The 22343-nt window shown below is 71.6% G+C and carries 21 protein-coding genes and 1 tRNA gene; 9 read left to right on the top strand and 13 right to left on the bottom strand.

Going from position 1 to position 22343, the window contains the following annotated elements:
* Positions 1 to 55 precede the first annotated feature (55 nt).
* Entirely contained in the window at positions 56 to 1162 is a 1107-nt protein-coding gene (gene mnmA / locus DEI98_RS17320) for a tRNA 2-thiouridine(34) synthase MnmA (protein WP_031259645.1), read from the bottom strand.
* Between the two features lie 56 nt (positions 1163 to 1218).
* Here mnmA and DEI98_RS17315 point away from each other — a divergent pair, with 56 nt between their 5' ends.
* The 3 genes from DEI98_RS17315 (at position 1219) to DEI98_RS17305 (ending at position 3651) form a co-directional block, all read left to right on the top strand.
* On the top strand, positions 1219 to 2526 hold the full coding sequence (locus DEI98_RS17315; RefSeq protein WP_071405133.1) for an MFS transporter: 1308 nt from the start codon (positions 1219 to 1221) through the stop codon (positions 2524 to 2526).
* A gap of 192 nt (positions 2527 to 2718) precedes the next feature.
* Positions 2719 to 2799 (top strand) — tRNA-Leu (locus tag DEI98_RS17310).
* A 144-nt stretch (positions 2800 to 2943) separates the two neighbouring features.
* Positions 2944 to 3651 carry a DedA family protein gene (locus tag DEI98_RS17305; protein ID WP_027464603.1) on the top strand — a complete coding sequence of 236 codons (708 nt, stop codon included), beginning with the start codon at positions 2944 to 2946 and terminating at the stop codon, positions 3649 to 3651.
* Between the two features lie 88 nt (positions 3652 to 3739).
* Here DEI98_RS17305 and rdgB read toward each other — a convergent pair whose 3' ends face one another.
* The 3 genes from rdgB to murI are packed head-to-tail and all read right to left on the bottom strand — an operon-like array spanning position 3740 to position 5909.
* On the bottom strand, positions 3740 to 4333 hold the full coding sequence (gene rdgB, locus DEI98_RS17300) for an RdgB/HAM1 family non-canonical purine NTP pyrophosphatase (RefSeq protein ID WP_027464602.1): 594 nt from the start codon (positions 4331 to 4333) through the stop codon (positions 3740 to 3742).
* Positions 4330 to 5067, bottom strand: coding sequence for a ribonuclease PH (gene rph, locus DEI98_RS17295; RefSeq protein WP_027464601.1), 738 nt, complete (start codon positions 5065 to 5067; stop codon positions 4330 to 4332). Before rph ends, rdgB begins: the two co-directional genes overlap by 4 nt.
* Positions 5064 to 5909: a glutamate racemase gene (murI, locus tag DEI98_RS17290; RefSeq protein ID WP_027464600.1), complete on the bottom strand. Its 846-nt coding sequence runs from the start codon at positions 5907 to 5909 to the stop codon at positions 5064 to 5066. Before murI ends, rph begins: the two co-directional genes overlap by 4 nt.
* Positions 5910 to 6024: 115 nt before the next feature.
* On the opposite strand from murI, the gene DEI98_RS17285 reads away from it, so the two are divergent.
* Positions 6025 to 7314, top strand: coding sequence for a nicotinate phosphoribosyltransferase (locus DEI98_RS17285; RefSeq protein ID WP_111101450.1), 1290 nt, complete (start codon positions 6025 to 6027; stop codon positions 7312 to 7314).
* Positions 7315 to 7483: 169 nt separating this feature from the next.
* Here DEI98_RS17285 and DEI98_RS17280 read toward each other — a convergent pair whose 3' ends face one another.
* The 3 genes from DEI98_RS17280 to DEI98_RS17270 all read right to left on the bottom strand — a co-directional run bounded on the left by DEI98_RS17280 (position 7484) and on the right by DEI98_RS17270 (position 10693).
* Entirely contained in the window at positions 7484 to 7744 is a 261-nt protein-coding gene (locus DEI98_RS17280; RefSeq protein ID WP_099051947.1) for a DUF3039 domain-containing protein, read from the bottom strand.
* A gap of 112 nt (positions 7745 to 7856) precedes the next feature.
* Positions 7857 to 9428 (bottom strand): ABC transporter permease, encoded by a 1572-nt coding sequence (locus tag DEI98_RS17275; protein WP_111101449.1) that lies wholly within the window; start codon positions 9426 to 9428, stop codon positions 7857 to 7859.
* Positions 9404 to 10693: an ABC transporter ATP-binding protein gene (locus tag DEI98_RS17270; RefSeq protein ID WP_258370931.1), complete on the bottom strand. Its 1290-nt coding sequence runs from the start codon at positions 10691 to 10693 to the stop codon at positions 9404 to 9406. The genes DEI98_RS17275 and DEI98_RS17270 overlap by 25 nt, the downstream gene beginning before the upstream one ends.
* A 297-nt stretch (positions 10694 to 10990) precedes the next feature.
* On the opposite strand from DEI98_RS17270, the gene DEI98_RS17265 reads away from it, so the two are divergent.
* From DEI98_RS17265 to DEI98_RS17250, 4 genes are all read left to right on the top strand, one after another.
* Complete coding sequence (locus DEI98_RS17265) at positions 10991 to 11686, top strand: NTP transferase domain-containing protein (RefSeq protein ID WP_110862735.1); 696 nt, start codon at positions 10991 to 10993, stop codon at positions 11684 to 11686.
* Between the two features lie 44 nt (positions 11687 to 11730).
* On the top strand, positions 11731 to 12555 hold the full coding sequence (locus DEI98_RS17260) for an ABC transporter permease (RefSeq protein ID WP_084741093.1): 825 nt from the start codon (positions 11731 to 11733) through the stop codon (positions 12553 to 12555).
* Positions 12555 to 13325: an ABC transporter ATP-binding protein gene (locus tag DEI98_RS17255; RefSeq protein WP_071405446.1), complete on the top strand. Its 771-nt coding sequence runs from the start codon at positions 12555 to 12557 to the stop codon at positions 13323 to 13325. The genes DEI98_RS17260 and DEI98_RS17255 overlap by 1 nt, the downstream gene beginning before the upstream one ends.
* A 116-nt stretch (positions 13326 to 13441) precedes the next feature.
* Complete coding sequence (locus tag DEI98_RS17250; protein ID WP_071405447.1) at positions 13442 to 13744, top strand: hypothetical protein; 303 nt, start codon at positions 13442 to 13444, stop codon at positions 13742 to 13744.
* Positions 13745 to 13791: 47 nt separating this feature from the next.
* On the opposite strand, the gene DEI98_RS17245 is transcribed toward DEI98_RS17250, so the two are convergent.
* From DEI98_RS17245 to DEI98_RS17225, 5 genes are all read right to left on the bottom strand, one after another.
* Positions 13792 to 15024: a CDP-glycerol glycerophosphotransferase family protein gene (locus tag DEI98_RS17245; protein ID WP_111101448.1), complete on the bottom strand. Its 1233-nt coding sequence runs from the start codon at positions 15022 to 15024 to the stop codon at positions 13792 to 13794.
* Between the two features lie 42 nt (positions 15025 to 15066).
* Positions 15067 to 15942 carry a glycosyltransferase family 2 protein gene (locus tag DEI98_RS17240; RefSeq protein WP_110864506.1) on the bottom strand — a complete coding sequence of 292 codons (876 nt, stop codon included), beginning with the start codon at positions 15940 to 15942 and terminating at the stop codon, positions 15067 to 15069.
* A 44-nt stretch (positions 15943 to 15986) separates the two neighbouring features.
* On the bottom strand, positions 15987 to 16808 hold the full coding sequence (locus tag DEI98_RS17235) for a CDP-alcohol phosphatidyltransferase family protein (protein ID WP_110864465.1): 822 nt from the start codon (positions 16806 to 16808) through the stop codon (positions 15987 to 15989).
* 4 nt (positions 16809 to 16812) lie between these two features.
* Positions 16813 to 17856, bottom strand: coding sequence for a glycosyltransferase family 2 protein (locus DEI98_RS17230; RefSeq protein WP_111101447.1), 1044 nt, complete (start codon positions 17854 to 17856; stop codon positions 16813 to 16815).
* Between the two features lie 182 nt (positions 17857 to 18038).
* Entirely contained in the window at positions 18039 to 20021 is a 1983-nt protein-coding gene (locus tag DEI98_RS17225) for a S1C family serine protease (RefSeq protein WP_258370930.1), read from the bottom strand.
* A 191-nt stretch (positions 20022 to 20212) separates the two neighbouring features.
* Between DEI98_RS17225 and DEI98_RS17220 the strand changes: the two genes are divergently transcribed.
* Entirely contained in the window at positions 20213 to 21421 is a 1209-nt protein-coding gene (locus DEI98_RS17220; RefSeq protein ID WP_111101446.1) for an aminotransferase class I/II-fold pyridoxal phosphate-dependent enzyme, read from the top strand.
* A gap of 32 nt (positions 21422 to 21453) precedes the next feature.
* Here the strand turns inward: DEI98_RS17220 and DEI98_RS17215 are convergent, their stop codons facing one another.
* Entirely contained in the window at positions 21454 to 22293 is an 840-nt protein-coding gene (locus DEI98_RS17215) for a carbon-nitrogen hydrolase family protein (protein ID WP_111101445.1), read from the bottom strand.
* Positions 22294 to 22343 lie beyond the last annotated feature (50 nt).

The raw sequence follows: 22343 nt of genomic DNA, 5'->3' as shown, positions 1-22343 counted from the left end.
TACCGTGCACCACCGACGCGGCGTGCAGCGAGCGTGTGCCCCGGGAGCGGCGGGGTCAGGCGTCGACGGGGACGGCGCTGACCGTGGTGTCGATCGTGCACTGGCCGAGCACCCGTGTGCCGACGTAGACCACAGCCGTCTGCCCGGGAGCGACCCCGTGCAGCGGCTCGTCGACGTCGATCACGAGCACGTCGTCCTGCACCCGGGCCGTCGCGGGCACCGGGTCGGCGTGCGCGCGGATCTGCACGTCGCAGGCGAACGGCGTCGCGGGGTCGGCCGGGGCCGTGCCCGCCCAGGTGAACCGTGAGCCGGACATCGAGGTGACGGCGAGGGCCTCCTTCGGGCCGACGACGACGGTGTTGTCCTTCGGGCGGATCTCGAGCACGAACCGGGGCTTGCCGTCCGGTGCCGGGCGACCGAGGGCCAGGCCGCGGCGCTGTCCGACGGTGTAGCCGGTGGCGCCCTCGTGCGAGCCGACGACCGTGCCGTCACGCTCGACGACCTCGCCGGGGGCGGTGCCGACGCGGTCCGCCAGCCAGCCGCGGGTGTCGCCGTCCGGGATGAAGCAGATGTCGTACGAGTCCGGCTTCTGGGCGACCGTCAGCCCGCGCTCGGCGGCCTCGGCCCGGACCTCGTCCTTCGACGGCGTCGCGCCGAGCGGGAACATCGCGTGCTGCAGCTGCTCGGCGGTCAGGACCCCGAGCACGTACGACTGGTCCTTCGCCCACGCGGCCGACCGGTGCAGCTCGCGGGAGCCGTCCGGACCGGTGACGATCGAGGCGTAGTGCCCGGTCGCGACGGCGTCGAACCCCAGGGCGAGTGCCTTCTCGAGCAGCGCCGCGAACTTGATCCGCTCGTTGCAGCGCATGCAGGGGTTCGGGGTGCGGCCGGCCTGGTACTCGGCCACGAAGTCGTCGACGACGTCCTCCTTGAACCGGGCCGAGAAGTCCCACACGTAGTACGGGATCCCGAGGGCCGACGCGGCGCGCTGGGCGTCCATCGAGTCCTCGATGGTGCAGCACCCACGGCTGCCGGTGCGCAGGGTGCCGGGCATCCGGCTCAGGGCCAGGTGCACACCCACCACGTCGTGGCCGGCGTCGACCGCCCGGGCTGCGGCCACCGCCGAGTCGACACCACCGCTCATCGCCGCAAGAACACGCATGCGTCCAGGGTAACCCGCCGACGAAGCGGTACCGCTGGCGTACCGTTGGTCGGGCGATGGCCACGACGGGGAACGACTCATTCGACTTCCGGTCCGTCCTGCTGTCCGGGTTCCTGCCCGCTGCGCTCTTCGCGATCGGCGAGGGCGCGATCATCCCGATCATCCCGATCGCGGCCGACTCGCTCGGTGCCAGCCTGGCCTTCGCGGGCTTCGTCGCCTCGCTCATCCTGGTCGGCGAGCTCATCGGCGACGTGCCGTCCGGCATCGTCGTCGCCCGCATCGGCGAGCGGAACGCCATGATCGGCGCTGCGCTCGTGTCGGTGGTCGGGCTCGTGGTCGCCACGACGGCCGCGAACGCCTGGGTCCTGGCGCTCGGGGTGTTCCTGGTCGGTGTCTCCACCGCGGTGTTCGCCCTCGCCCGGCACGCCTACATGACCACCGCGATCCCCCTGCGGATCCGGGCCCGGGCACTGTCGAGCCTCGGCGGCGTCTTCCGCTTCGGCTACTTCGTCGGCCCGTTCATCGCCGCCGGCGTCATCCACCTGACCGGCACCACCAGCAGCGCCTTCTGGATCCACGTCGTCTGCTGCCTGGCGGCGGCGACCGTGCTCCTGGTGCTGCGCGACCCCGCGACGGGCACACGCGGCCTGCGGTTGCCGCCACGGGCCTCCCGGCCGTCGGCCGACCACGCGACGGACGCGAGCGACCACGCGACCGAACCGCCCGCCGACACCGGCGCGCAGTTCGTCCAGCAGGAGGCGCAGGGCCTCTTCCGCACCATCCGCGCGAACGCGGCGGTCCTGCTGCGGCTCGGCAGCGGCGCCGGCCTGATCGGTGCGATGCGCGCCGGACGGCAGGTGATCCTGCCGCTCTGGGCGGTGAGCGTCGGTCTCGACGACTCGACCGCGGCCCTCGTGATCGGCATCGCCGGAGCCGTCGACTTCGCGCTGTTCTACACGAGCGGGCAGATCATGGACCGGTGGGGACGGCTCGCGAGCGCCCTGCCCTGCATGCTCGGCCTGAGCATCAGCTACTTCCTCCTCGCCTGGAGCGGCCACCTGGACGCCCGGGTCGGCTGGTTCGTCGCGATCGCGATGGGCATGTCCCTGGCGAACGGGGTCGGTTCCGGCATCCTCATGACGCTCGGCGCGGACCTCGCACCGCGCGACGCCCCGGCACCGTTCCTGGGGGCGTGGCGGTTCACCGGCGACTTCGGGTCGGCGGCCGCGCCGCTCCTCATCTCCGGCGTGACCGCCGTCGCGTCCATCGCCGTCGCGAGCGGGGTGATGGGCGTGCTCGGCCTGGTCGGCGCGGGCATCCTGCTCCGGTACGTGCCCCGGTACCTGCCGCGCCCGCTGCGCTGACGCGCTGCCGCGCTGGCGCACCGTGCGCGCTCCTCCGCTCCGTGCGCGGTTGACCGCACCGTGCACACCCACAGCGCCGCACCCAGCCGCCGAGCTCGCACCGGGTCACGTCCCGCGCACGGTGCGTCCCACGGCCTGGAGGCCCGGCGCACGTCCGCCCCGCACGCCGCGCTCGGTAGACTGCCGCTGCTCGCGGGAGTGGTGGAATCGGTAGACACGCAGGATTTAGGTTCCTGTGCCCCAGGCGTGAGGGTTCGAGTCCCTCCTTCCGCACCGAGTCCCCCCAGGCGCACCGTTGCGGTCATCCGCACGCCTCGTGCAGGTCAACCCTGCGAGGGATGGCCCGGTCACTTCCGGGCGGTACCCTCATCCCGCGGGAGTCCTCCCCGTGACTCCCGCTCCACGACCGGAAGAACCATGCACTCCGTCGCACTCGCCCTGATCCCGTGGCTCGATCCGCAGTACATCCTCGACCACTTCGGGGCCATCGCCGTGCTCGTGGTCTGCGCGATCGTGTTCGCCGAGACCGGTCTGCTCATCGGCTTCATCTTCCCGGGCGACAGCCTGCTGGTCATTACCGGCCTGTTCGCCTTCGACCGCGGTGGCGAGATCGGCGGCATCCCGATCTGGGTCGCGGCGCTGATGATCGGCGCCGCCGCGTTCCTCGGCGGCGAGCTCGGGTACTACATCGGCAAGAAGGCCGGGCCCCCGATCTTCGAGCGGAAGGACAGCGGGCTCTTCTCGAAGGCGAACGTCGAGCGCACCAACGCGTTCTTCCACCGCTTCGGCCCGCTCGCCGTGATCCTGGCGCGCTTCGTGCCGGTCGTCCGCACCTTCGCCCCGATCGCCGCGGGCGTCGGCCGGATGGACTACAAGAAGTACTCGCTCTACAACGCGATCGGTGCCGTGGTCTGGGGCGTCGGCGTGACGTTCCTCGGGTACTTCATCGGGCACATCCCGTTCGTGGCGCACATCGTCCGCGAGTACATCGACATCATCCTGCTCGCCGCGGTCGTCGTGACCGTCGTGCCGATGGCGCTGACGTACCTGCGCAACGCCCGCAAGGCGAAGCACACGAACGAGGCCGAGGCCACCACGGCCCCGACCGTCGACCCGACGCTCTAGCGCCCTGCACGACCGAAGTCGCCCCGAACCACGTGATCACGTGGTTCGGGGCGACTTCGGTCGTGCGGGACGGAACGAGCGCGGGCGCTCAGACGCCGAAGTGCTCCCGCACGATCGGCGCGATGCCCCGGAACGCCTTGCTGCGGTGCGACAGGGCGTTCTTCTCATCGCGGGTGAGCTCCGCCGACGAGCGGTCGGCGTCGTCCGGCCGGAACACCGGGTCGTAGCCGTGGCCGCCGTCACCGACGGGTTCGGTCAGCACCTCGCCGTTCCAGACCGCCTCGACGACGTGCTCCTGACCGTCGGGCGTCACGAAGGCGGCAGCGCACACGAACGCGGCGGTCCGCTCGACGACACCCTGCAGGTTCGTGAGCAGCAGCGCGATGTTGTCCGCGTCCGAGCGGGTACCGGCGTAGCGGGCCGAGTGGATGCCCGGTGCCCCGCCGAGGGCGTCGACGGCGATCCCGGAGTCGTCGGCGAGCGCCGGCAGCCCCGTGTGCGCGACGGCGGCACGCGCCTTGATCAGGGCGTTCGCGGCGTAGCTGTCGCCGTCCTCGACCGGCTCGGGGCCGTCGTACCCGACGAGTTCGACACCCTCGCCCAGCGCCGACCCGAGGATCTCGCGCAGCTCGACGACCTTGCCCTGGTTGTGGGTGGCCAGCACCACCTCGCGGGACGTCACGCCAGACCCAGGACCGAACGCTGGATCGCCGCGAGCGACTGGTTGCCGGCCAGGCCGAGGTCGAGCAGGACGTTCAGCTCGTCCCGGTCGAACGGCGCGTGCTCGGCGGTGCCCTGCACCTCGATGAACTTGCCCGACCCCGTCGTGACGATGTTCATGTCGGTGTCCGCAGCGGAGTCCTCGGTGTAGGCGAGGTCGAGCATCGGCTCCCCTTTGACGATGCCGACCGAGATCGCCTGCACGCTGTCGGTGAGCGGGGTGGCCTTCTTCGCGATGAAGCCCTTGGCACGGCCCCACTCGATCGCGTCGGCCATCGCCACGTACGCGCCGGTGATCGACGCCGTGCGGGTGCCGCCGTCGGCCTGCAGCACGTCGCAGTCGATGACCAGGGTGTTCTCACCCAGGGCCTTCGTGTCGACGACCGCGCGGAGCGAACGGCCGATGAGGCGGGAGATCTCGTGGGTGCGGCCGCCGACCTTGCCCTTGATGGACTCGCGCTGCATGCGCTCGTTCGTCGACCGCGGCAGCATCGAGTACTCGGCGGTGACCCAGCCGGTGCCCTTGCCGGCGAGCCAGCGGGGCACGCCGTTGGTGAAGGACGCGGTGCAGAGCACCTTGGTGTTGCCGAAGGAGATGAGCGCGCTGCCCTCGGCCTGCGTGCTCCACCCCCGCTCGATGGTGACGGGACGGTGGTCGGTGGCGGTGCGGCCGTCGACGCGGAGGTTGTCGGTCATGGGGTCCTTTCGGTGCGGGGCAGCGTGATGGCCCCCGTCTGGAGGTGGCCGACGCTCGAGACCTCGGGACCGAGGAAGCGCCGGGCGAGCCGGATGAAGCCGTTCTTGTCGTCGCCCGTCGCCTCGAACGAGTAGGTCGGGGCGGTGGTCGCGGTGCGCTCGAGCCCGTGCTCCACGAGCCGGCGGTAGACGTCGTTCGCGGTCTCCTCGGCGCTGGAGACGAGCGTGACCTCCGGACCCATGACGAACTGGATCGCGGCGGACATGAGCGGGTAGTGGGTGCAGCCGAGCACGAGGGTGTCGACGTCGGCGGCACGGATCGGGTCGAGGTAGCCGGCCGCGATCTCGCGCAGCGACGGCGACGAGGTGTCCCCGGCCTCGACGAACTCGACGAACCGGGGGCACGCGGCGGTGGTCAGCGTGACGTCGGCGGCGACCGCGAAGGCGTCCTCGTAGGCGCGCGACGCGATGGTGCCGACGGTGCCGATGACCCCGATGCGGCCGGTGCGGGTCTGCTTGACGGCGGCGCGGGCCGCGGGCTGGATGACCTCGACCACGGGGATGCCGTACGCCTGCTCGTACCGTTCGCGGGCGTCACGGAGCACGGCGGACGAGGCGGTGTTGCACGCGATCACCAGGGCCTTCACGCCCTGCTCGACCAGGTCGTCCATGACCTCGAGCGCGTAACGGCGGACGTCGGCGATGGGCTTCGGGCCGTAGGGCGAGTGCACGGTGTCGCCGACGTACCGGATGCTCTCGCGCGGGAGCTGGTCGATGATGGCGCGGGCCACGGTGAGGCCGCCGACCCCGCTGTCGAAGACTCCGATCGGTGCATCCGTCACGGCACCAGCGTACCGACGCCCGCCGACGAGCACCGACGCGACCACGCGCGCCACGCAGGCCGGGCGCCCGGGGGGATCCGCGCCTCCCGAGGGTCACGTCACTAGTGTCGGAGACGTGACCAGCGCGCTCCTCACCGACCAGTACGAGCTCACCATGGTGGACGCCGCCCTGAAGGACGGGACCGCCGACCGCCGATGCGTCTTCGAGGTGTTCGCCCGGCGGCTGCCGGACGGCCGCCGCTACGGCGTCGCGGCCGGGCTCGGACGCTTCCTCACCGCCCTCGGGGACTTCCGCTTCGGCGACGAGGAGATCGGGTTCCTGCGCGACCGCGGAGTCATCGACGCCGGCACCGCCGCGTGGCTCGCCGACTACCGGTTCAGCGGTGACGTCCGCGCCTACCGGGAGGGCGAGGTCTACTTCCCGAACTCCCCCATCCTGCAGATCGAGGGCACCTTCGCCGAGGCCGTCGTGCTCGAGACCCTCGCCCTGAGCACCTTCAACGCGGACTCCGCGATCGCCTCGGCCGCCGCCCGCATGGTGTCCGCCGCCGACGGCCGCCCGCTCGCCGAGATGGGCTCCCGCCGCACCGGTGAGTGGAACGCCGTCGCCGCCGCCCGTGCCGCCTACATCGCCGGCTTCGGTGCGACGAGCAACCTCGAGGCCGGGCGCACCTGGGGCATCCCCACGATGGGCACCGCCGCGCACGCCTTCACGCTGCTGCACGACTCCGAGGAACAGGCGTTCCGGTCACAGCTCGACGCGCTCGGCAACGGCACGACCCTGCTCGTCGACACCTACGACATCGAGGCCGCGGTCGAGACGGCCGTCCGGCTCACCGACGGCAAGCTCGGCGGCGTCCGGATCGACAGCGGCGACCTGCCGTCCGTCGTCGCCGCCGTGCGTGCGCAGCTCGACCGCCTTGGCGCGACGGGCACGAAGATCACGGTGACGAACGACCTCGACGAGTACACGATCGCCGCGCTCCGGGCCGCCCCGGTCGACTCGTACGGCGTCGGCACCTCGGTCGTCTCCGGCTCCGGGCACCCGGCCGCCGGCATGGTGTTCAAGCTCGTCGCGCACCGGGACGCGGACGGCGGCGACTGGGTCCCCGTCGCCAAGAAGTCGGCCGACAAGGCGTCGATCGGCGGCCGGAAGGAAGCGGGCCGACGACTCCGCAACGGCGTCGCCACCGCCGAGATCGTGCTCACGGGTGCGCAGGTCGGGCCGGACGAGCGGCCACTGCTGGTCCCCGTGGTCACCGGCGGCGAGGTCGACCCGGCGTTCCTCGGCACGCAGGGTGTCGAGGCCGCACGCGCGCACCACAAGCGCGCGAAGGCGGAGCTGCCCGCCGACGCGTCGCGCATCGGGCGCGGCGACCCCGCCATCCCCACCCTGGTGATCTAGGGCACGCGCGCGTCGCGCGCGCGTCGCGTCGCGCGACGCCGCTTCGTGAGCAGCAATGGTCGGGTCTGCGTGACGGACCCGACCATTGCTGCTCACGAAGCGACCGACAGGCGGACGGGAGGCCCGTGGCGGCGTCGCCACGGGCCTCCCGTCCGTCTGTTGGTCGCGTCTACTCGGCCTTCATCTTCTCGTAGATGGCCTTGCAGTCCGGGCAGACCGGGAACTTCTCCGGGTCGCGACCCGGGATCCACTTCTTGCCACACAGGGCCTTGACCGGCTTGCCGGACAGGGCCGACTGCAGGATCTTGTCCTTCTTCACGTAGTGCGAGAACCGCTCGTGGTCACCGGGTTCGATCGCTTCGTCTTCGAGGAGCTTCTCGAGCTCCCGGTCCATCACGTCGAGGCCGCCGCCTGGTTCCGTCATGCTCATGGGTCCAGGGTACGACGGTCCGCCCTCGGGCGCGCCGCTCGTCCGCGCTGGGCGATAGTCGCGCGGATTCGCTCGGTGCTCGATGCGCTGCGCCGCTCGTTGCGCTGTGTCGCTAGTTGCGCTGTGCCGCGGCGAGCAGGTCGGGTCCGCGGCGGTCGAACAGGCGCCCGCCGGCGGAGACACCGATCACGAGCACGACGGCACCGACCCCGATGCCCACCAGGAGCGTCAGCACCGACCAGGGCTCCGGACCCTGCACGACGGCCAGCACCGCGAGGCAGGCTGCGGGGACCGTGCAGAGCACGATGCCGATCACCATGGACGCCTGCGCGACCGTGGCGGTGACGCCGGCGGCCTGGGGCTGCTGGAAGGGGTGGTCGCCCGGCCGCACCGTCGGGTAGGGCATGAGCACGGACAGGACGCTCGACAACCCGAGCCCGGACAACAGCGCGCTCGCACTCACGCCGATGAGCAGCGGGAACGCCGCCCAGTCTCCGAACAGCCGGGCGGACAGCGCGGCCCCGGCGACGATCGCGGGCGCCCCCACGACCAGCACGGGCACGACACGACCGAGCCGGTCGCTCCACCCGGGCGCACCCGAGGCGACGTGCAGCCACACGGCGGTGTTGTCGTACGAGACGTCGTTGTGCGGCAGGAACCCGGCGATCAGGGCCATCAGCGGCAGCGGCACGAGCGCGGTCCACTGCCACGGCACCCCGGCGACACCGAGCGGGATGACGACGATCGGCACGAGCAGGATGATCAGGTACGACGTGCGGTACCGCGGGTCGCGCACCCAGTAGGTGAGCGCCCGGGCAGCGACGGCCGACACCGGGGCCGAACCGAACCGGTCGAACCAGCCCAGGCCCTGGTAGCGGCGGGTGCGGGCGCGGTCGTCGACGGTCTCGAGCGCACGGCCGACGAGTGCCCACCACGCCCAGGCGAGGAGCGCGACGACGGCGACCGCGACGAGGAGCTTCAGGACACCGGCGCCGACGTGGCCGCTCGCGACCTCGGCGGGCACGGCCCACGCGGCACCCCACGGGGTCCACCCGGCGACGTCCGCGACGCGCTGCATCTCGGCGCCCTGCGGGTCGAGCCAGTCGACGCGCAGCAGCAGCGCCACCGTCGGGATCGAGAGCGCGATGATGACCAGGGCCACCAGCCACCCGGCGTCGCGGGAGCGGTCCGGCCCGATCAGCCGGGAGCCGACGGTGCAGCAGACCCGGATGAGGAGCGCGCACGTGGCGACGCCGAGCAGCCCGCCGAGCACCGCGAGCAGCCCGAGACCGGGGTCGCGAGCCCAGGCGACGACCTGGCCGACCGCGACGACGACCACACCGATCACCGGGATGCCGACGAGGCCGGCGACGACGAGTCCGATCGCCAGGCGACGGCGCTCGATGCCGAAGACCGCGAAGCGCCGCGGGTGGAGCTGGTCGCTCCGGCCGACGACGAGCGGCACGACCGTGAACCCGAAGGTGATCAGGGTGCCGACGGGCACGAGGACCGCACGCGCGACGTCCGGGTCGGCGTCACCGAGGGCGATGGTCTGCGACGCGACGAACACGGCGGCGAGGAGCCCGACGAGGCTGGCGAGCACGACGGCGACGGACCGGCGGGCGGTGCCGCGGACCTCGCCCGCGAGCAGGTCCGCCCTCAGCCGGAGAAGCTGTGCAACCATTCCATGCTCTCCGCGACGACACGACCGCCGGCGAGTTCGACGAACTTGTCCTCGAGGCTCTTGCGCCCGCGGACCTGGGCCATGGTGCCGGACGCCAGGACCTTGCCGCCGACGATGATGGCGACCGAGTCACAGGTGCGCTGCACGAGCTCCATCGAGTGGCTGGACAGCACGACCGTGCCGCCACCCCGGGTGTACCGGCGCAGGATGTCCGTGATCGTCGCCGCACTCACCGGGTCGACCGACTCGAACGGTTCGTCGAGCACGAGCACCCGCGGCGAGTGGATCAGGGTCGCGGCCAGGGCGATCTTCTTCGCCATGCCGACGGAGTAGTCGGCGACCTGGCGGCCGAGCGCCTCGCCCAGCCCGAAGGCCTCGGCGAGGTCGGCGCTGCGCTTCCGGGCGGTGGCACCGTCGAGCCCACGGAGTGTGGCCGAGTAGTAGAGGAGCTGCGCGCCGGTCAGCCGGTCGAACAGGCGGAGCCGGTCCGGCAGCACACCGAGACTGCGCTTCGCCGCCGTCGGGTCGGCCCAGACGTCGTGGTCGAGCACCGTCACCGAGCCGGCGTCGGGGCGCAGCAGTCCGGTGATCATGGAGAGGGTCGTCGTCTTGCCGGCGCCGTTCGGGCCGACCACGCCGAAGATGGAGCCCTGCCGGATCTCGAGGTCGACCTCGTCGACGGCCAGGGTCTGCCCGTACCGCTTGACCAGGCCGCTCGCTGCGAGAACCACGGGCTGGAGCGTCTGCGGCTGCTTCGGGGCGGCGGTGCGGGGCGCACGCTTCTTCGCCGCGGGCGCGGCGGTGCTCGCCCGGTCGGCGACGTCCGTCGCGTCGTCCGCGTCGGTCGGGACGGGAGGCGCGGCGTCGGTCCGCGGGGCGGCCTTCGCCGGGCGCTTGGTGCGTCCCTTGCCGTTGCGCGCCTTCGCGGGGCGGGGCGCTGCGGCCGTCGCGTCGTCGGTGCGGTTGTCCGTCGTCGTGTCGTCGGTGCGGGTCTCGGTCGTCGCGTCGGTGCCGGTCGTCGCGTCGGTGCCGGTCGTCGCGTCGTCCGGGTGGTTCTCCGTCGTCGCGTCGGTGCGGACCGCCGTCCCGTCGGTCATCGCGTCATCAGTGGCGGCGTCGTCCGCATCAGTGTCCCCCGTGTCGTCGTCGGCTGCGTCGTCCTCAGCAGCCGCGGCGGTGTCCGCGTCGTCGGCGTCCCCCGCCTCGGTCATCCAGGCAGCGTCGGCCGTGGCGTACACGTCCTCATTCTCTGCTCGCGCTGGCATCGACCCACCGTACCAACGCTCTCCGACCGTCGGGAACCGTCGCGGCCAGGGTCACGAATTGAGTACGAAGCACGCAGACCCGTACCCCACGAGGGGGTGTTTCCGTATCATTCACCAGGGCACGAAGGAGTGTTCACCACTTGGAAACCTGCTCCAGCAGGCGATCCCGGCAGCCTCCTCGCTGCGACGACCACGTCGACGCGACCGGTTCTCGGGCAACTCGGACGTTGGAAGCGCAGACTCGACGAGGCCCGCCCGTACCCCAGGGTGCGCGGGCGGACACCAGAAGGGACCAGCATGACCACGCAGATCGTGATCCTCGCAGCGGGGATGGGCAGCCGTCTCGGCCGCAGCCTGCCGAAGCCGCTCACGGAGCTCAGTGACGGCCGCACCATCATGCAGCAGCAGTTCGACAACATCCGCGCCGCGTTCGGTTCGAGCGCCCGCGTGACGATCGTCGTCGGCTACAAGTCGGAGCACATCGTCGAGGCGTTCCCCGACGCGAACTTCGTCTACAACGAGTCCTACGACTCCACCAACACCTCGAAGAGCCTGCTGCGTGCCCTCAAGGCCACCGGCAAGAGCGGTGTCCTCTGGATGAACGGCGACGTGGTCTTCGACCCGATGGCGCTCGTCCGTGCGGCCGACATGATCGACGAGGGCCGTTCCTTCGTCAGCGTCAACACCGACAAGGTCTCCGACGAAGAGGTCAAGTACACCGTCGACGCCGAGGGCTTCATCCACAAGCTCTCGAAGCAGGTCGTCGGGGGTCTCGGCGAAGCCGTCGGCATCAACTACGTCTCCGCCGCCGACAAGCAGGCCCTCATCCGCCAGCTCGGGCGCGTCGACGACCAGGAGTACTTCGAGGGCGGCATCGAGGCTGCCATCGCCGAGGACGGGCTACGCTGGACGCCGATCGACATCTCCGACCTGTACGCGGTCGAGATCGACTTCGCCGAGGACCTCGAGCGCGCGAACAACCTGTTCGCCTGAACCACCGTCAGGACCCCCTCGGCGGTTCCGCCCGGAGGGAAACCGTGACGACAGCGAGTGCGCCGACCGCGCCCGTGGCTCCCGCACCCGCGAAGGCCCGGAGCGCCGGTCGGCGCTATCGTCAGGCCCTGTGGTTGCTGACCGTCCGCGACCTCCGGGTCCGCTACTCGACGTCGGCGCTCGGCTACGTGTGGTCGATCCTCGACCCGCTCGTGATGTCGGGGATCTACTGGTTCGTCTTCACGCAGGTGTTCCACCGCGGCTCGGTCGGTGAGGATCCGTACATCGTGTTCCTGCTGTCCGCGCTGCTGCCGTGGATGTGGTTCACCGGCGGCGTCTCCGACTCCACCCGGGCGTTCATCAAGGAATCGAAGCTCATCCGCTCGACCACCATCCCCCGCACCATCTGGGTGGCACGGATCATCGCGTCGAAGGGCATCGAGTTCCTGCTGAGCCTGCCGGTCCTGGCGGCCTTCGCGATCGCGACGGGTGCCCACCTGCACTGGCAGGTCGTGTTCTTCCCGCTGGCGATCGTGCTGCAGTGCGCGCTGGTCTACGGTCTGGGCCTCATCGTCGCCCCGCTGGTGGTCTTCTTCCGTGACCTCGAGCGCGCCACCAAGCTCGTGCTGCGGTTCCTGTTCTACGCGTCCCCGATCATCTACGGCACGCACGCGCTGCCCTCCGCCCTGCGCGACATCGCCGCGATCAACCCGCTCACCGGCATCTTCGGCATGTACCGCGCGGCGTTCTTCCCCGGCCAGCTCGACTGGCTCGAGGTCGGCGCCTCGGTGGTCGTGACCGGCATCGTCCTGGTGATCGGCTTCGCGGTGTTCCGCCGCAGCGAGCACCGCGTGCTGAAGGAGCTGTGATGACCGCGACCGACCAGACCCGTCGCACCGAGACCGTCGCACCGGTCATCTCGGTGCGCGACGCCGGCATCTGCTTCAAGCGCAACCGCCGCGCGAGCCGGAACTTCAAGGACCTGTTCGCCGGACGCGGGCGCCGCAAGCGTGCCGATGAGTTCTGGGCGCTCCGCAACGTTTCGTTCGACGTCCGCCCGGGCGAGGCGATCGGCGTCGTGGGACGGAACGGCCAGGGCAAGTCGACCCTGCTGAAGCTCGTGGCCCAGGTCATGCTGCCCGACGAGGGCCGCGTCGACGTGGGTGCCGGCGTCGCCCCGCTCATCGAGATCACCGGTGGCTTCGTCGGGGACCTCACGGTGCGCGACAACGTGTACCTGACGGCGGGTCTGCACGGCATGTCGCGGGCCGAGATCCGCGACGCCTTCGACGAGATCATCGACTTCGCCGAGATCGCCGACTTCGTGGACACCCCCTACAAGCACCTGTCGAGCGGCATGAAGGTCCGTATCGCGTTCGCGGTGATCTCGCGGCTCGACGAACCGGTCATCCTGGTCGACGAGGTGCTGGCGGTGGGCGACAAGGCCTTCCGCGAGAAGTGCTACAAGCGGATCGAGCAGCTCCTGGCCGGCGGCCGGACACTGTTCTTCGTGTCCCACAGCGACAAGGACCTCCGCCGCTTCTGTGACCGGGGGCTGTACCTCGACAAGGGTCGTCTGCAGCTCGACGGCACCATCGAGGCCGCGCTGGCCCGGTACGCGGCCGACTACGGCTCCTGACCGGCCGGGGTACTCCCCCTGCACCAACACCGGTATCGCCGGCTCACTCCACAGCCCCGGCCCTCGTGAGCGCCCCCGGGGTCCCGCCGTCGGACCCTCCCCCTAGCGTTCCACCCATGCACCACCCACCAACCGCGTACGCCGTCCCGTTCGCCGTCGACCGATCGCACGCACCGCGTCGGTACGACCTCGTCAACACCGGCCCCGAGCCGGTCGACGGGCTCTCCCTCACCCATCTGGGCAACGGCTACTGCCCGCCGCTCGCGGTGCGCCGCCTCGACCCGGGCAGGTCGTTGTCGCTGGCGGTGTTCGGCGCCGACCCCGAGGACACGGGGGTCGTCATCGTGCGGTGGCGCCGGCCCGACCGGTCCGAGTACCTCTGGCGGATGTCACTCGTCGGGCCGGGGCTCCAGCCGTGACCCTGCGCCGACCTGCTCCACGGACCACCCGGGGTGACGACCGGCCGTCAGCGCCCGTCGCGTTCGGCCGCGACGGTCCGCCACCGCTCGAGCAGCCACTCCACGGCCTCGTGGAACCGCTCCGTGGCGGCACCCGGGGTCGTGTCGCCGAAGTACCGCGCGACCCAGTGCTGCAGGCGCGCGAGCTCCTCGGCGTCGCTCGCGGCCGCGTCGACACGGGCGAGCACCGACGGAGCATCGGCCGCGGTCAGCCAGTTCGCGTCGCTCAGGTAGCCCCGCTCGTCGACGTCGGCCTCCGGCGAGACCGGTCGCGTGACGATGAGCGGCTTGCCGACCGCCAGCCGGTCGTAGATCATCGCGCTGATGTCCGTGATCGCCACGTCGGCGTCCGCCAGCTGCCAGCCGAGGTCACCGCCGTCGTCGTACAGGTGGTGCGCGGCGGGGTCGGCGGCGTTGGCCGCACTGATCGCCGCCACGATCCGCTCGTGCGCCGCGCGGTACGCCGGTTCGAGCACACCACTGCGCGGGTGCGGGCGGTAGACCAGACGGTGGCGGGGCGACGCCAGCACCCGCTCGGCGATGACCGTGCCGTGCGACGCGATCGACCCGTACGCTGCGGCACCGCGGTCGCCCTCCCACGTCGGGGCGTAGAGCACGACGGTCCGGTCGTCGTCCGGGTACGGGGCCGCTCCGGCGAAGTGGTCGGCCTGCGGGCGTCCGATCGCGATGGTCCGGGCGTCCAGGTCGTAGTCCCACAGCGCCTCGGCCAGACGATCGCGTGCTGCGTCCCCCGCGATGAGGGCGTAGTCGTACGCCTTGAACTGGTTCGTGGTCATGTACATCTTGTCGCTCTCGCCGTGGTTGACGAAGACGTGCCACATCCGCCCGTACCGCATCATCTGGAAGTTGCGGGCGTTCTGGTTGACGTACAGCACCACCTTCGGCGCCTGGGTGTCGACGAAGTGCTCGAGGTCGACCACCTGCCGGGCGTAGACCGCGGGCACGGGCGACTCGTCGAGCAGGGTCAGCATGGTGCCCGGACTCCGCGAGACGATCGCCACCGGGTGCGTCTTCGCGAGTTCGGCCAGCGGCGCGTACCACTGGCGCACCTGGTACATGTTGACCGGACCGTCGGCGAAGTACACGGCGATCTCGACCGAACCGGGCGTCGGCTTCGGCGCGGACGGCAGTCGCTGTGCGAGCTGCCGCCGGCTCCGGCGCGACGTCAGGAGTCGCTCGACGAGCCGCAGTGCGGTCCGCAGGTCGCTGATGATCGACATGGTCCTTCTCCGGGTCTGCTCGGGCGGTACGGGGCGGGCGGGTCAGACGACCGGCGGCCGCCCTGCGATGGTCATCCGTGCGACTGTGAGCCAGCCCATCGGGCGGACCGGACCGCAGTCGGTCGTCCATCCTTCACGGATCCCACCGAACCAGGTGGCCAGTCGGCGGGGGTGACGCCACCAGCGCGCGATCTGGATCGCGGCCCACGACCCCACGTACAGCGGTCGCAGCACCGCCGGCAGGTTGCGCCGAGCGAGCCACACCCGGTTCCGGGCGTTCAACCGGTAGTACTCGGTGTGCCGCGCCGGGTCGATCGCGGGGTGGTGCGCGACGAGGTCCCCGGCGTACCAGGTCCGACGGCCGGCGTCCCAGACGCGCCAGGCGAGCTCGATGCCCTCGTGGGCGTAGAAGTACTCGGCACCCCAGCCACCGACCGCCCGGTACACGTCCATCGGCAGCACGACGGCGCCTTCCCAGACCGAGAAGACCGGCGACGAGTGGTCCGGCTCGCCCTTCCGGATCCGCGGCACCCACCGGCGGGGGTTCGCGGCGCCAGTGGGGTCGACGACCCGCGGCTGCACGAGGCCGAGCGACGGATCGTGCTCGAACACCGCGATCGCGTCGCGCAGGAACGTCGGCGACGGCACCGACGCATCGTCGTCGAGGAAGAACACGTAGTCGCCGTCGACGACCTCGGCCCCGGCGTTGCGCCCGGCCGGGATCCCGACGTTCTCGGGCAGGGCCAGCGCCCGAACGCCGTCCGGCAGCCCGGTCGGCGCCCAGCCGTTGCCGACGCAGACGACGTCGAGCTCGACGTCCTGCTGCGCGAGCACGCTGTCCAGCCCGCGGCGCAGGTCGTCCGGCCGGGTGCCCTGCGACAGGCTCACGACGGCGACGCGCGGTCGTCCGCGGTGCACCACCGCGTGGCGGCGCAGCGTTCCGGGCACCGTCGTGTCGTCGGTCACGCCTTGACCCGCTTCGAGGCGATGATCGCCAGGAAGTGCCCGACCGTCGCGAGCACCGCGAGCGGCAACAGCGCACCGACCAGGATCCGGCTGGCGAGCGGGTCGCCGATCACCAGGGCGAGCAGGGCGAAGACGAACGCGAGCATGCTCAGCTCGACCGAGTGGTACAGGCGGTGGAACGGCAGGAACTTCGCCAGACGGCGGAGCGAGGCGAGCTTCCGACCCGACGGCGCGGTGGAGGCGTCCCGTCGGTCGACGAGCTTGTCGAGCCCGGCGTTCGCGCGGGCCACGTGCACCATGTCGTTGAGGGCCTTGTTCAGCACGATGACCAGGCCGAGTGCGCAGCCGATCGTGGTCCACATCCAGTCGGCGTCGTGGATCGGCCAGGTGGCTGCCCGGATGCCGAGCGCGACCGGGATCAGGCCCTCGGTCGTGTAGTGCCCCACCTTGTCGAGGAACACCCCGGCGGGCGACTTGGTGCCGCGCCACCGGGCGACCTCGCCGTCGGAGCAGTCGACGAGCATCTGCAGCTGGCCGAGCACGAGCGCCAGCGCGGCGCCCCAGATGCCGGGGATGAGCAGGGCGGCGGCGACGCTCCAGCCCACCAGGATCATCAGGCCGGTGACCTGGTTCGCGCTGACGCGGGTCTTCAGGAGCACCCAGGTCAGGTACGGCGAGACGTCGCGCAGGTACAGCGAGGCCGTCCAGTGCTCGGCGTTGGCGCGGGCACGGACCTCGTCCGGCTGGGCGACGGCCCGGAGCTCGGCGATCGAGGTCGGCCGTGCGGATCCGCGGCCGGTCGTGGGCTGGTCGGTCATTCGGTCACCGTCCCGTGTGGGTGGTCAGCTCGGACGTGCGGGTCAGGAACCCGATGATGAACCCGAGCCCCCAGGCCACGTGGATGCAGGGCAGCACGACGAGCAGCCAGAGGAGCGTCGGCAGCCCGGAGCGGCGCGCCACGGCGATCGACCCCAGGACGACGAAGAGCAGGTAGACGACGGGCACCACGAACCCGAGCAGCGCCCAGGCGAGCGGGGTACCGAGCACGGCGCCGACGATGCCGACGAGCCCGGCGACGATGCCCAGCGCCATCGCCGCCACCATGGCCGGCGGCACGAAGTAGCGCAGGCCGTTGTTCGCCGGGAACCGACGGGCGAGCTCGCCGCGCCACAGCCCGGTGGCGACGAACTGCCGCACCAGGCGCTTCAGGCTCGGCCGCGGGCGGTACGTGACGACGAGTTCGGGCGTGAACCAGACGGTCCCACCGGTCTGGCGCAGCCGCCGGTTGAGTTCCCAGTCCTGTCCGCGCTTGATGCCCTCGTCGAAGAGTCCGACGTCGAACAGCCGCTCGCGTCGGAACACGCCGAGGTAGGCGGTCTCGGCCGGGCCCGCGGTGCCGCCGACGTGGTGCGGCGTGCCACCGAGCCCGACACGGCTGCCGTAGGCCAGGGCGACGGCCCGCTCGAAGGGGGTGCGGCCCTCGGCGCGCATGATGCCGCCGACGTTGTCTGCACCGGACTCGAGGAGCGTGTGCACCGCGATGCGCGTGTAGTCGGTGGGCAGGACCGAGTGCGCGTCGACCCGGATGACGACGGGGTGCACGGACGCACGGATCGCGACGTTCAGCCCGGCGGGCGTCGACCCGACCGGGTTGTCGATCGCGCGGATCCGGGGGTCGGCAGCGCTCATCTCGGCGACGAGCTCGTTCGTGCCGTCGATCGACGGCCCGAGCGCGAGGATGACCTCGAACGGGCCGGTGTAGTCCTGGTCGAGCAGGCTGCCGACGGCGGCCCGGACCTCGGTGACCTCGTTGAGCACGGGCATCACGTACGAGACGCCCGGCAGGGGCTGTCCGTCTGACTGCATGCGTACCTCGGGGTGCTGGCTGGCGGCACGGGACGCACCGGGGCGGTGCCGCCCCGCAGAGCGACCATGAGCCTATCAAGAGGCCGAACCGCCCACCTGCGTCGACGCGGGACGCGCCCCGTGACGGACTGGAGGCCCGGCGCACGTCGTGCCCCGGGCCTCCTGTCCGTCGTGTGGTGGCGTCAGCCCTTGCTGTCGAACGTCCCCAGCTTCACGTCGGCCTGGCGGGTCTGGCCGTCGCGGACGAAGCTGATCGTCGTCGAGGCGCCACCCGCGAAGAAGCGCACCTGCGCGGTCAGGTCGGTGGCGTCGGAGACCGACGCCGAACCGATCTTCGTGACGACGTCGCCCTTCTGCAGACCGGCCTTCGCCGCGGCACCGCCGTTGGACACCGACTTGATGAGGGCGCCGACCTGGGTGGCGCTGGCGTCCTCGGTGGCGTCGCCGACCGTTGCGCCGAGGAGACCGTGGGTCGCCGAGCCGTTGTCCTTGATCTCGTTCGCGACCCTCTTGACCAGGTTGGCCGGGATCGAGAAGCCGACGCCGATGCTGCCGGCGGCCGACTCCGACGACGACGAGCTGCCGGCCGAGGCGATCGCCACGTTGATGCCGATCAGTCGGCCCTTCGAGTCGAGCAGCGCACCGCCGGAGTTGCCCGGGTTGATCGATGCGTCGGTCTGGATGACCGGGAGCGAGACGGTGGTGTTCGCGGACGAGCTGCTGCCGTTGTCCCCGTTGCCCCAGAAGTCGAAGGGACCCGAGCCGCCGTTGCCACCCTCGTTCGAGTCGCCACCCTCGCTGGGGGCGCTCGAGGTGACCTGGATGCTGCGGTTCAGCGTCGAGACGATGCCGTCGGTGACGGTGTTCGACAGGCCCAGGGGCGCGCCGATCGCGACCGCGGTGTCGCCCACGTTGAGCTTGGACGAGTCCGCGAACTCCATCGGCTTGAGGTCCGTCGCATCGATCTTGATGACCGCGAGGTCGACCGTCGGGTCGGTACCGATCAGCTTGCCCGCGTAGATCTTGCCGTTCGAGGTCGTGACGGTGATCCGGCCGTTCGAGCTGTCGCCGTCGAGGGTGACCACGTGGGTGTTCGTGACGATGTAGCCGTCCTTGCTCATCACCACGCCGGAACCGGTGCCGGCCTCGTTGCTCGCGGACACGTTGATCGTGACGACGGACGGGGTCGCCTGTGCCGCGACGGCCGTGACCACGGTGGCGGAGTCGTAGTCGTTGACGGTCAGGTTGCCGCCCTGCGACGAACCGGAGGACACCACGCTGCCACCGTCGTTGCCCGAGGAGACGGCCCAACCGGCACCGCCGCCGACCAGACCACCGGCGATGGCCGCGGCGATGACCGGCAGGAGCAGCTTGCTGCGGCCCGAGCGGTCCTTGGTCGTCGTGGTCGCCGCGGCGCCCGAGGCGTCGTCGCTGAAGTAGTGACCGTTGCGCTGGTTCGCGCCGTCGACGTCACCGAAGCCGCTCGTGGCCGACTGCGGAGCCTGCGCGGACGCGTTCGCGTACTCGGAGGACGAGCTCGGAGCGGTCGAGGACGTCGGCTGGGCGTACTCGCCGTAGCGGGGGCGTTCGCCGCCCGGCTGGCCGTACTGGGACTGCTGGCCGTACGGGTTCTGGGGCTGCTGGCCGTACTGGCTCTGCTGCCCGTAGGGGTTCTGGGACTGCTGGCCGTACTGGCTCTGCTGGCCGTACGGGTTCTGGGCCTGCGGCGTCTGCTGGCCGTACTGCGACTGCTGGCCGTACGGGTTCTGGGCCTGCGGCGTCTGCTGGCCGTACTGCGACTGCTGGCCGTACGGGTTCTGGCTCTGCTGGGACTGCTGGCCGTACGGCGACGTCTGCTGGCCGTAGCCGCCCTGCTGCGCACCCGAGGAGTCGCCGGAGACGGCGGGGTACGGCGCGGTGTAGCGGTCGGTCGGGTGGTCCGTCGACGACGGGATCACGTCCGTGTGGTCCGGGGTCGTCTCGTCGTTCTGGTTCTGGTTCTGGTTCTGGTTCGGGCGAGGGGTCTCGTCCGGCTGGTCGGAGTCGTTCGGCATCGACGTGTTCCCTCTCGTGGCCGCTGCTGCGGCGTCCTCACTGGCGGCAGGCGGAGCCGCATCGTCCGGACGGCGGTCGTCGCCCTGCCCGCTGGGCGTGGTGTCGGTCATGCTGGACGTGCTCCTTTCAAGCTCGTGCAGTCTGTCGCAAGCACCTGAGCGGTCCTTCTGGCGAGGCTGCGAGCCACCCCTGGCGATCTTATGCGTGCGCTGTACACGGTGGCCCGGTCCGCCGCGGGACGGACAGCTAGGTTGGGGTCCGTTCAGCGCGACACGTCGTCGCCCGCACGGGAGGGAACCACATGCGCCAGGCAGGACCGTGGCTGCGAGCCGCCGACGGAGCGATGCTGCTGGGACCGGACGGGGTCCCCGCACCGACGGTGTTCGCCGAGATGAGCGCCCTCGCCGCCAGCACCGGCGCGGTCAACCTGGGGCAGGGCTTCCCCGACGAGGACGGGCCGGCCGAGGTGCTCGAGGCCGCGGTGCAGGCGATCCGCGACGGCGTGAACCAGTACCCGCCGGGCCGGGGCACCCCTGACCTGCGGTCGGCGATCGCCGAGCACCAGCAGCGGTGGTACGGGCTCGAGGTGGACCCCGACCGCGAGGTCCTCGTCACCGCCGGCGCCACCGAGGGGCTGGCCGCCACGATCCTCGCGCTGGTCGAACCCGGTGACGAGGTGATCACCTTCGAGCCGTTCTACGACGCCTACGGCGCGCTCATCCGGCTGGCCGGCGGGGTGCACGTCACGGTCCCGCTCACCGCGCCCGACTTCCTGCCCGACGAGCGCACGCTCCGCGCGGCCTTCACCGACCGCACCCGCGCCGTGCTCGTGAACACCCCGCACAACCCGACCGGCCGGGTCCTGCCCACCGAGGTGCTGCAGACGATCGTCGACCTGGCCACCGAGCGCGACGCGGTGATCATCACGGACGAGGTCTACGAACACCTGACGTTCGACGTCCCGCACACGCCCATCGCGACCCTGCCCGGCGCTGCCGAGCGGACGGTGTCGGTGTCGAGCGCCGGCAAGACCTTCAACACGACCGGGTGGAAGGTCGGCTGGCTCACCGCTCCCCCGGCGCTCGTCGACGCGATCACGACGGTGAAGCAGTACCTGACGTTCGTGAACGGCGCGCCCTTCCAACCGGCCGTCGCCGTGGGACTCCGCCTGCCCGACGCGGTCTTCACCGGCATCGCCGCCGACCTGCGCGCGAAGCACGAACTGCTCGCCGACGGACTGACGGCGGCGGGCTTCGACGTGATGCGACCCGACGGCGGGTACTTCGTGCTCGCCGACGCCGCGCCGCTCGGGTACGACGACGCCCGTGCGTTCTGCCTCGAACTGCCCGCGTTGGCCGGTGTCGCGGGCGTGCCGGTCTCGGCGTTCGTCCGCCCGGACCGGGTCTCCGGCTACCGGTCCCTGGTGCGCTTCGCGTTCTGCAAGCGCCGGAGTGTCCTGGAGGACGCCGCCGCACGCCTGGCGACCCTCGGAGCGCGCCCCGGCGCCTGAGACGCGACCGCGTCGGGGACGCGACCGACGCGTCAGGGCTGCCCCGGGCCTCCCGGCAGGGTGCGCAGTGCGACGTCGTAGCGCCGCAGCGACAGCGACGGGTTCACCCGTCGGACGGCGTCGGTGACGGTGGTGTCGATCGTGGCGGTGAGCGTGGTCGGCGAAGCGCCGGCCGAGGCGACCGCCACGCCCGACGGGTCGAGGACGACCGAGCCGCCGATCCCGATCGGCGGTGTCTGCCCGACCCCGACGACCCAGACGGTGTTCTCGATCGCGCGGGCGGTGAGGAGCGTGCGCCAGTGGTGCTCCTTGCCGGGGCCGCGCACCCACTCCGCCGGGAGGACGACGACGTCGGCCGCGCCGGTCTCGGGAGCGGCGAGGCGCCGGGTGACCTCGGGGAAGCGCAGGTCGTAGCAGGTCTCGAGCCCGACGCGGACTCCGCCGAGCTCGAAGACCGGCAGCTGCTCCGGGTCGCCGGACTCGATGCGGTCCGACTCCCGCGAGCCGAAGGCGTCGTAGAGGTGGACCTTCCGGTACGTCGCCGCCAGGTCGCCCGACGGGAGCACCGCGACCAGGGTGTTCCGGAAGCGCTCCGGCGTGTCCGCCGACTCGGCGACCCCGACGATCAGGGCGATGCCCGTCTCGCGGGCGATTTCACGCAGGCCGGAGACGAACGGACCGTCCAGGGGCTGCGCGGCCGCCACGAACCGATCGTCGATGTCGGCGGCGAAGTACGAGGTGTACTCCGGCGTGATGAGGAGATCGGCGCCACGGGCCGCCGCGTCGACGGCGGCGGTGCGCACGGTGTCGAGGTTGGCGACGGGGTCGTCCACGGGGGCGAACTGCGCCGCCGCGATCGTGAGGGTGGCCATGGGGTGAGCGTACCCGGGGGTCTGCGGCGGCGCAGTTCGCCCCCGTGGAC

Origin of the sequence: Curtobacterium sp. MCLR17_034, assembly GCF_003234485.1 — a bacterium.
Taxonomy (GTDB): domain Bacteria; phylum Actinomycetota; class Actinomycetes; order Actinomycetales; family Microbacteriaceae; genus Curtobacterium; species Curtobacterium flaccumfaciens.
The sequence above is the reverse complement of the archived record's forward strand: the minus strand, read 5'-3'. Positions and strand labels throughout refer to the sequence as shown.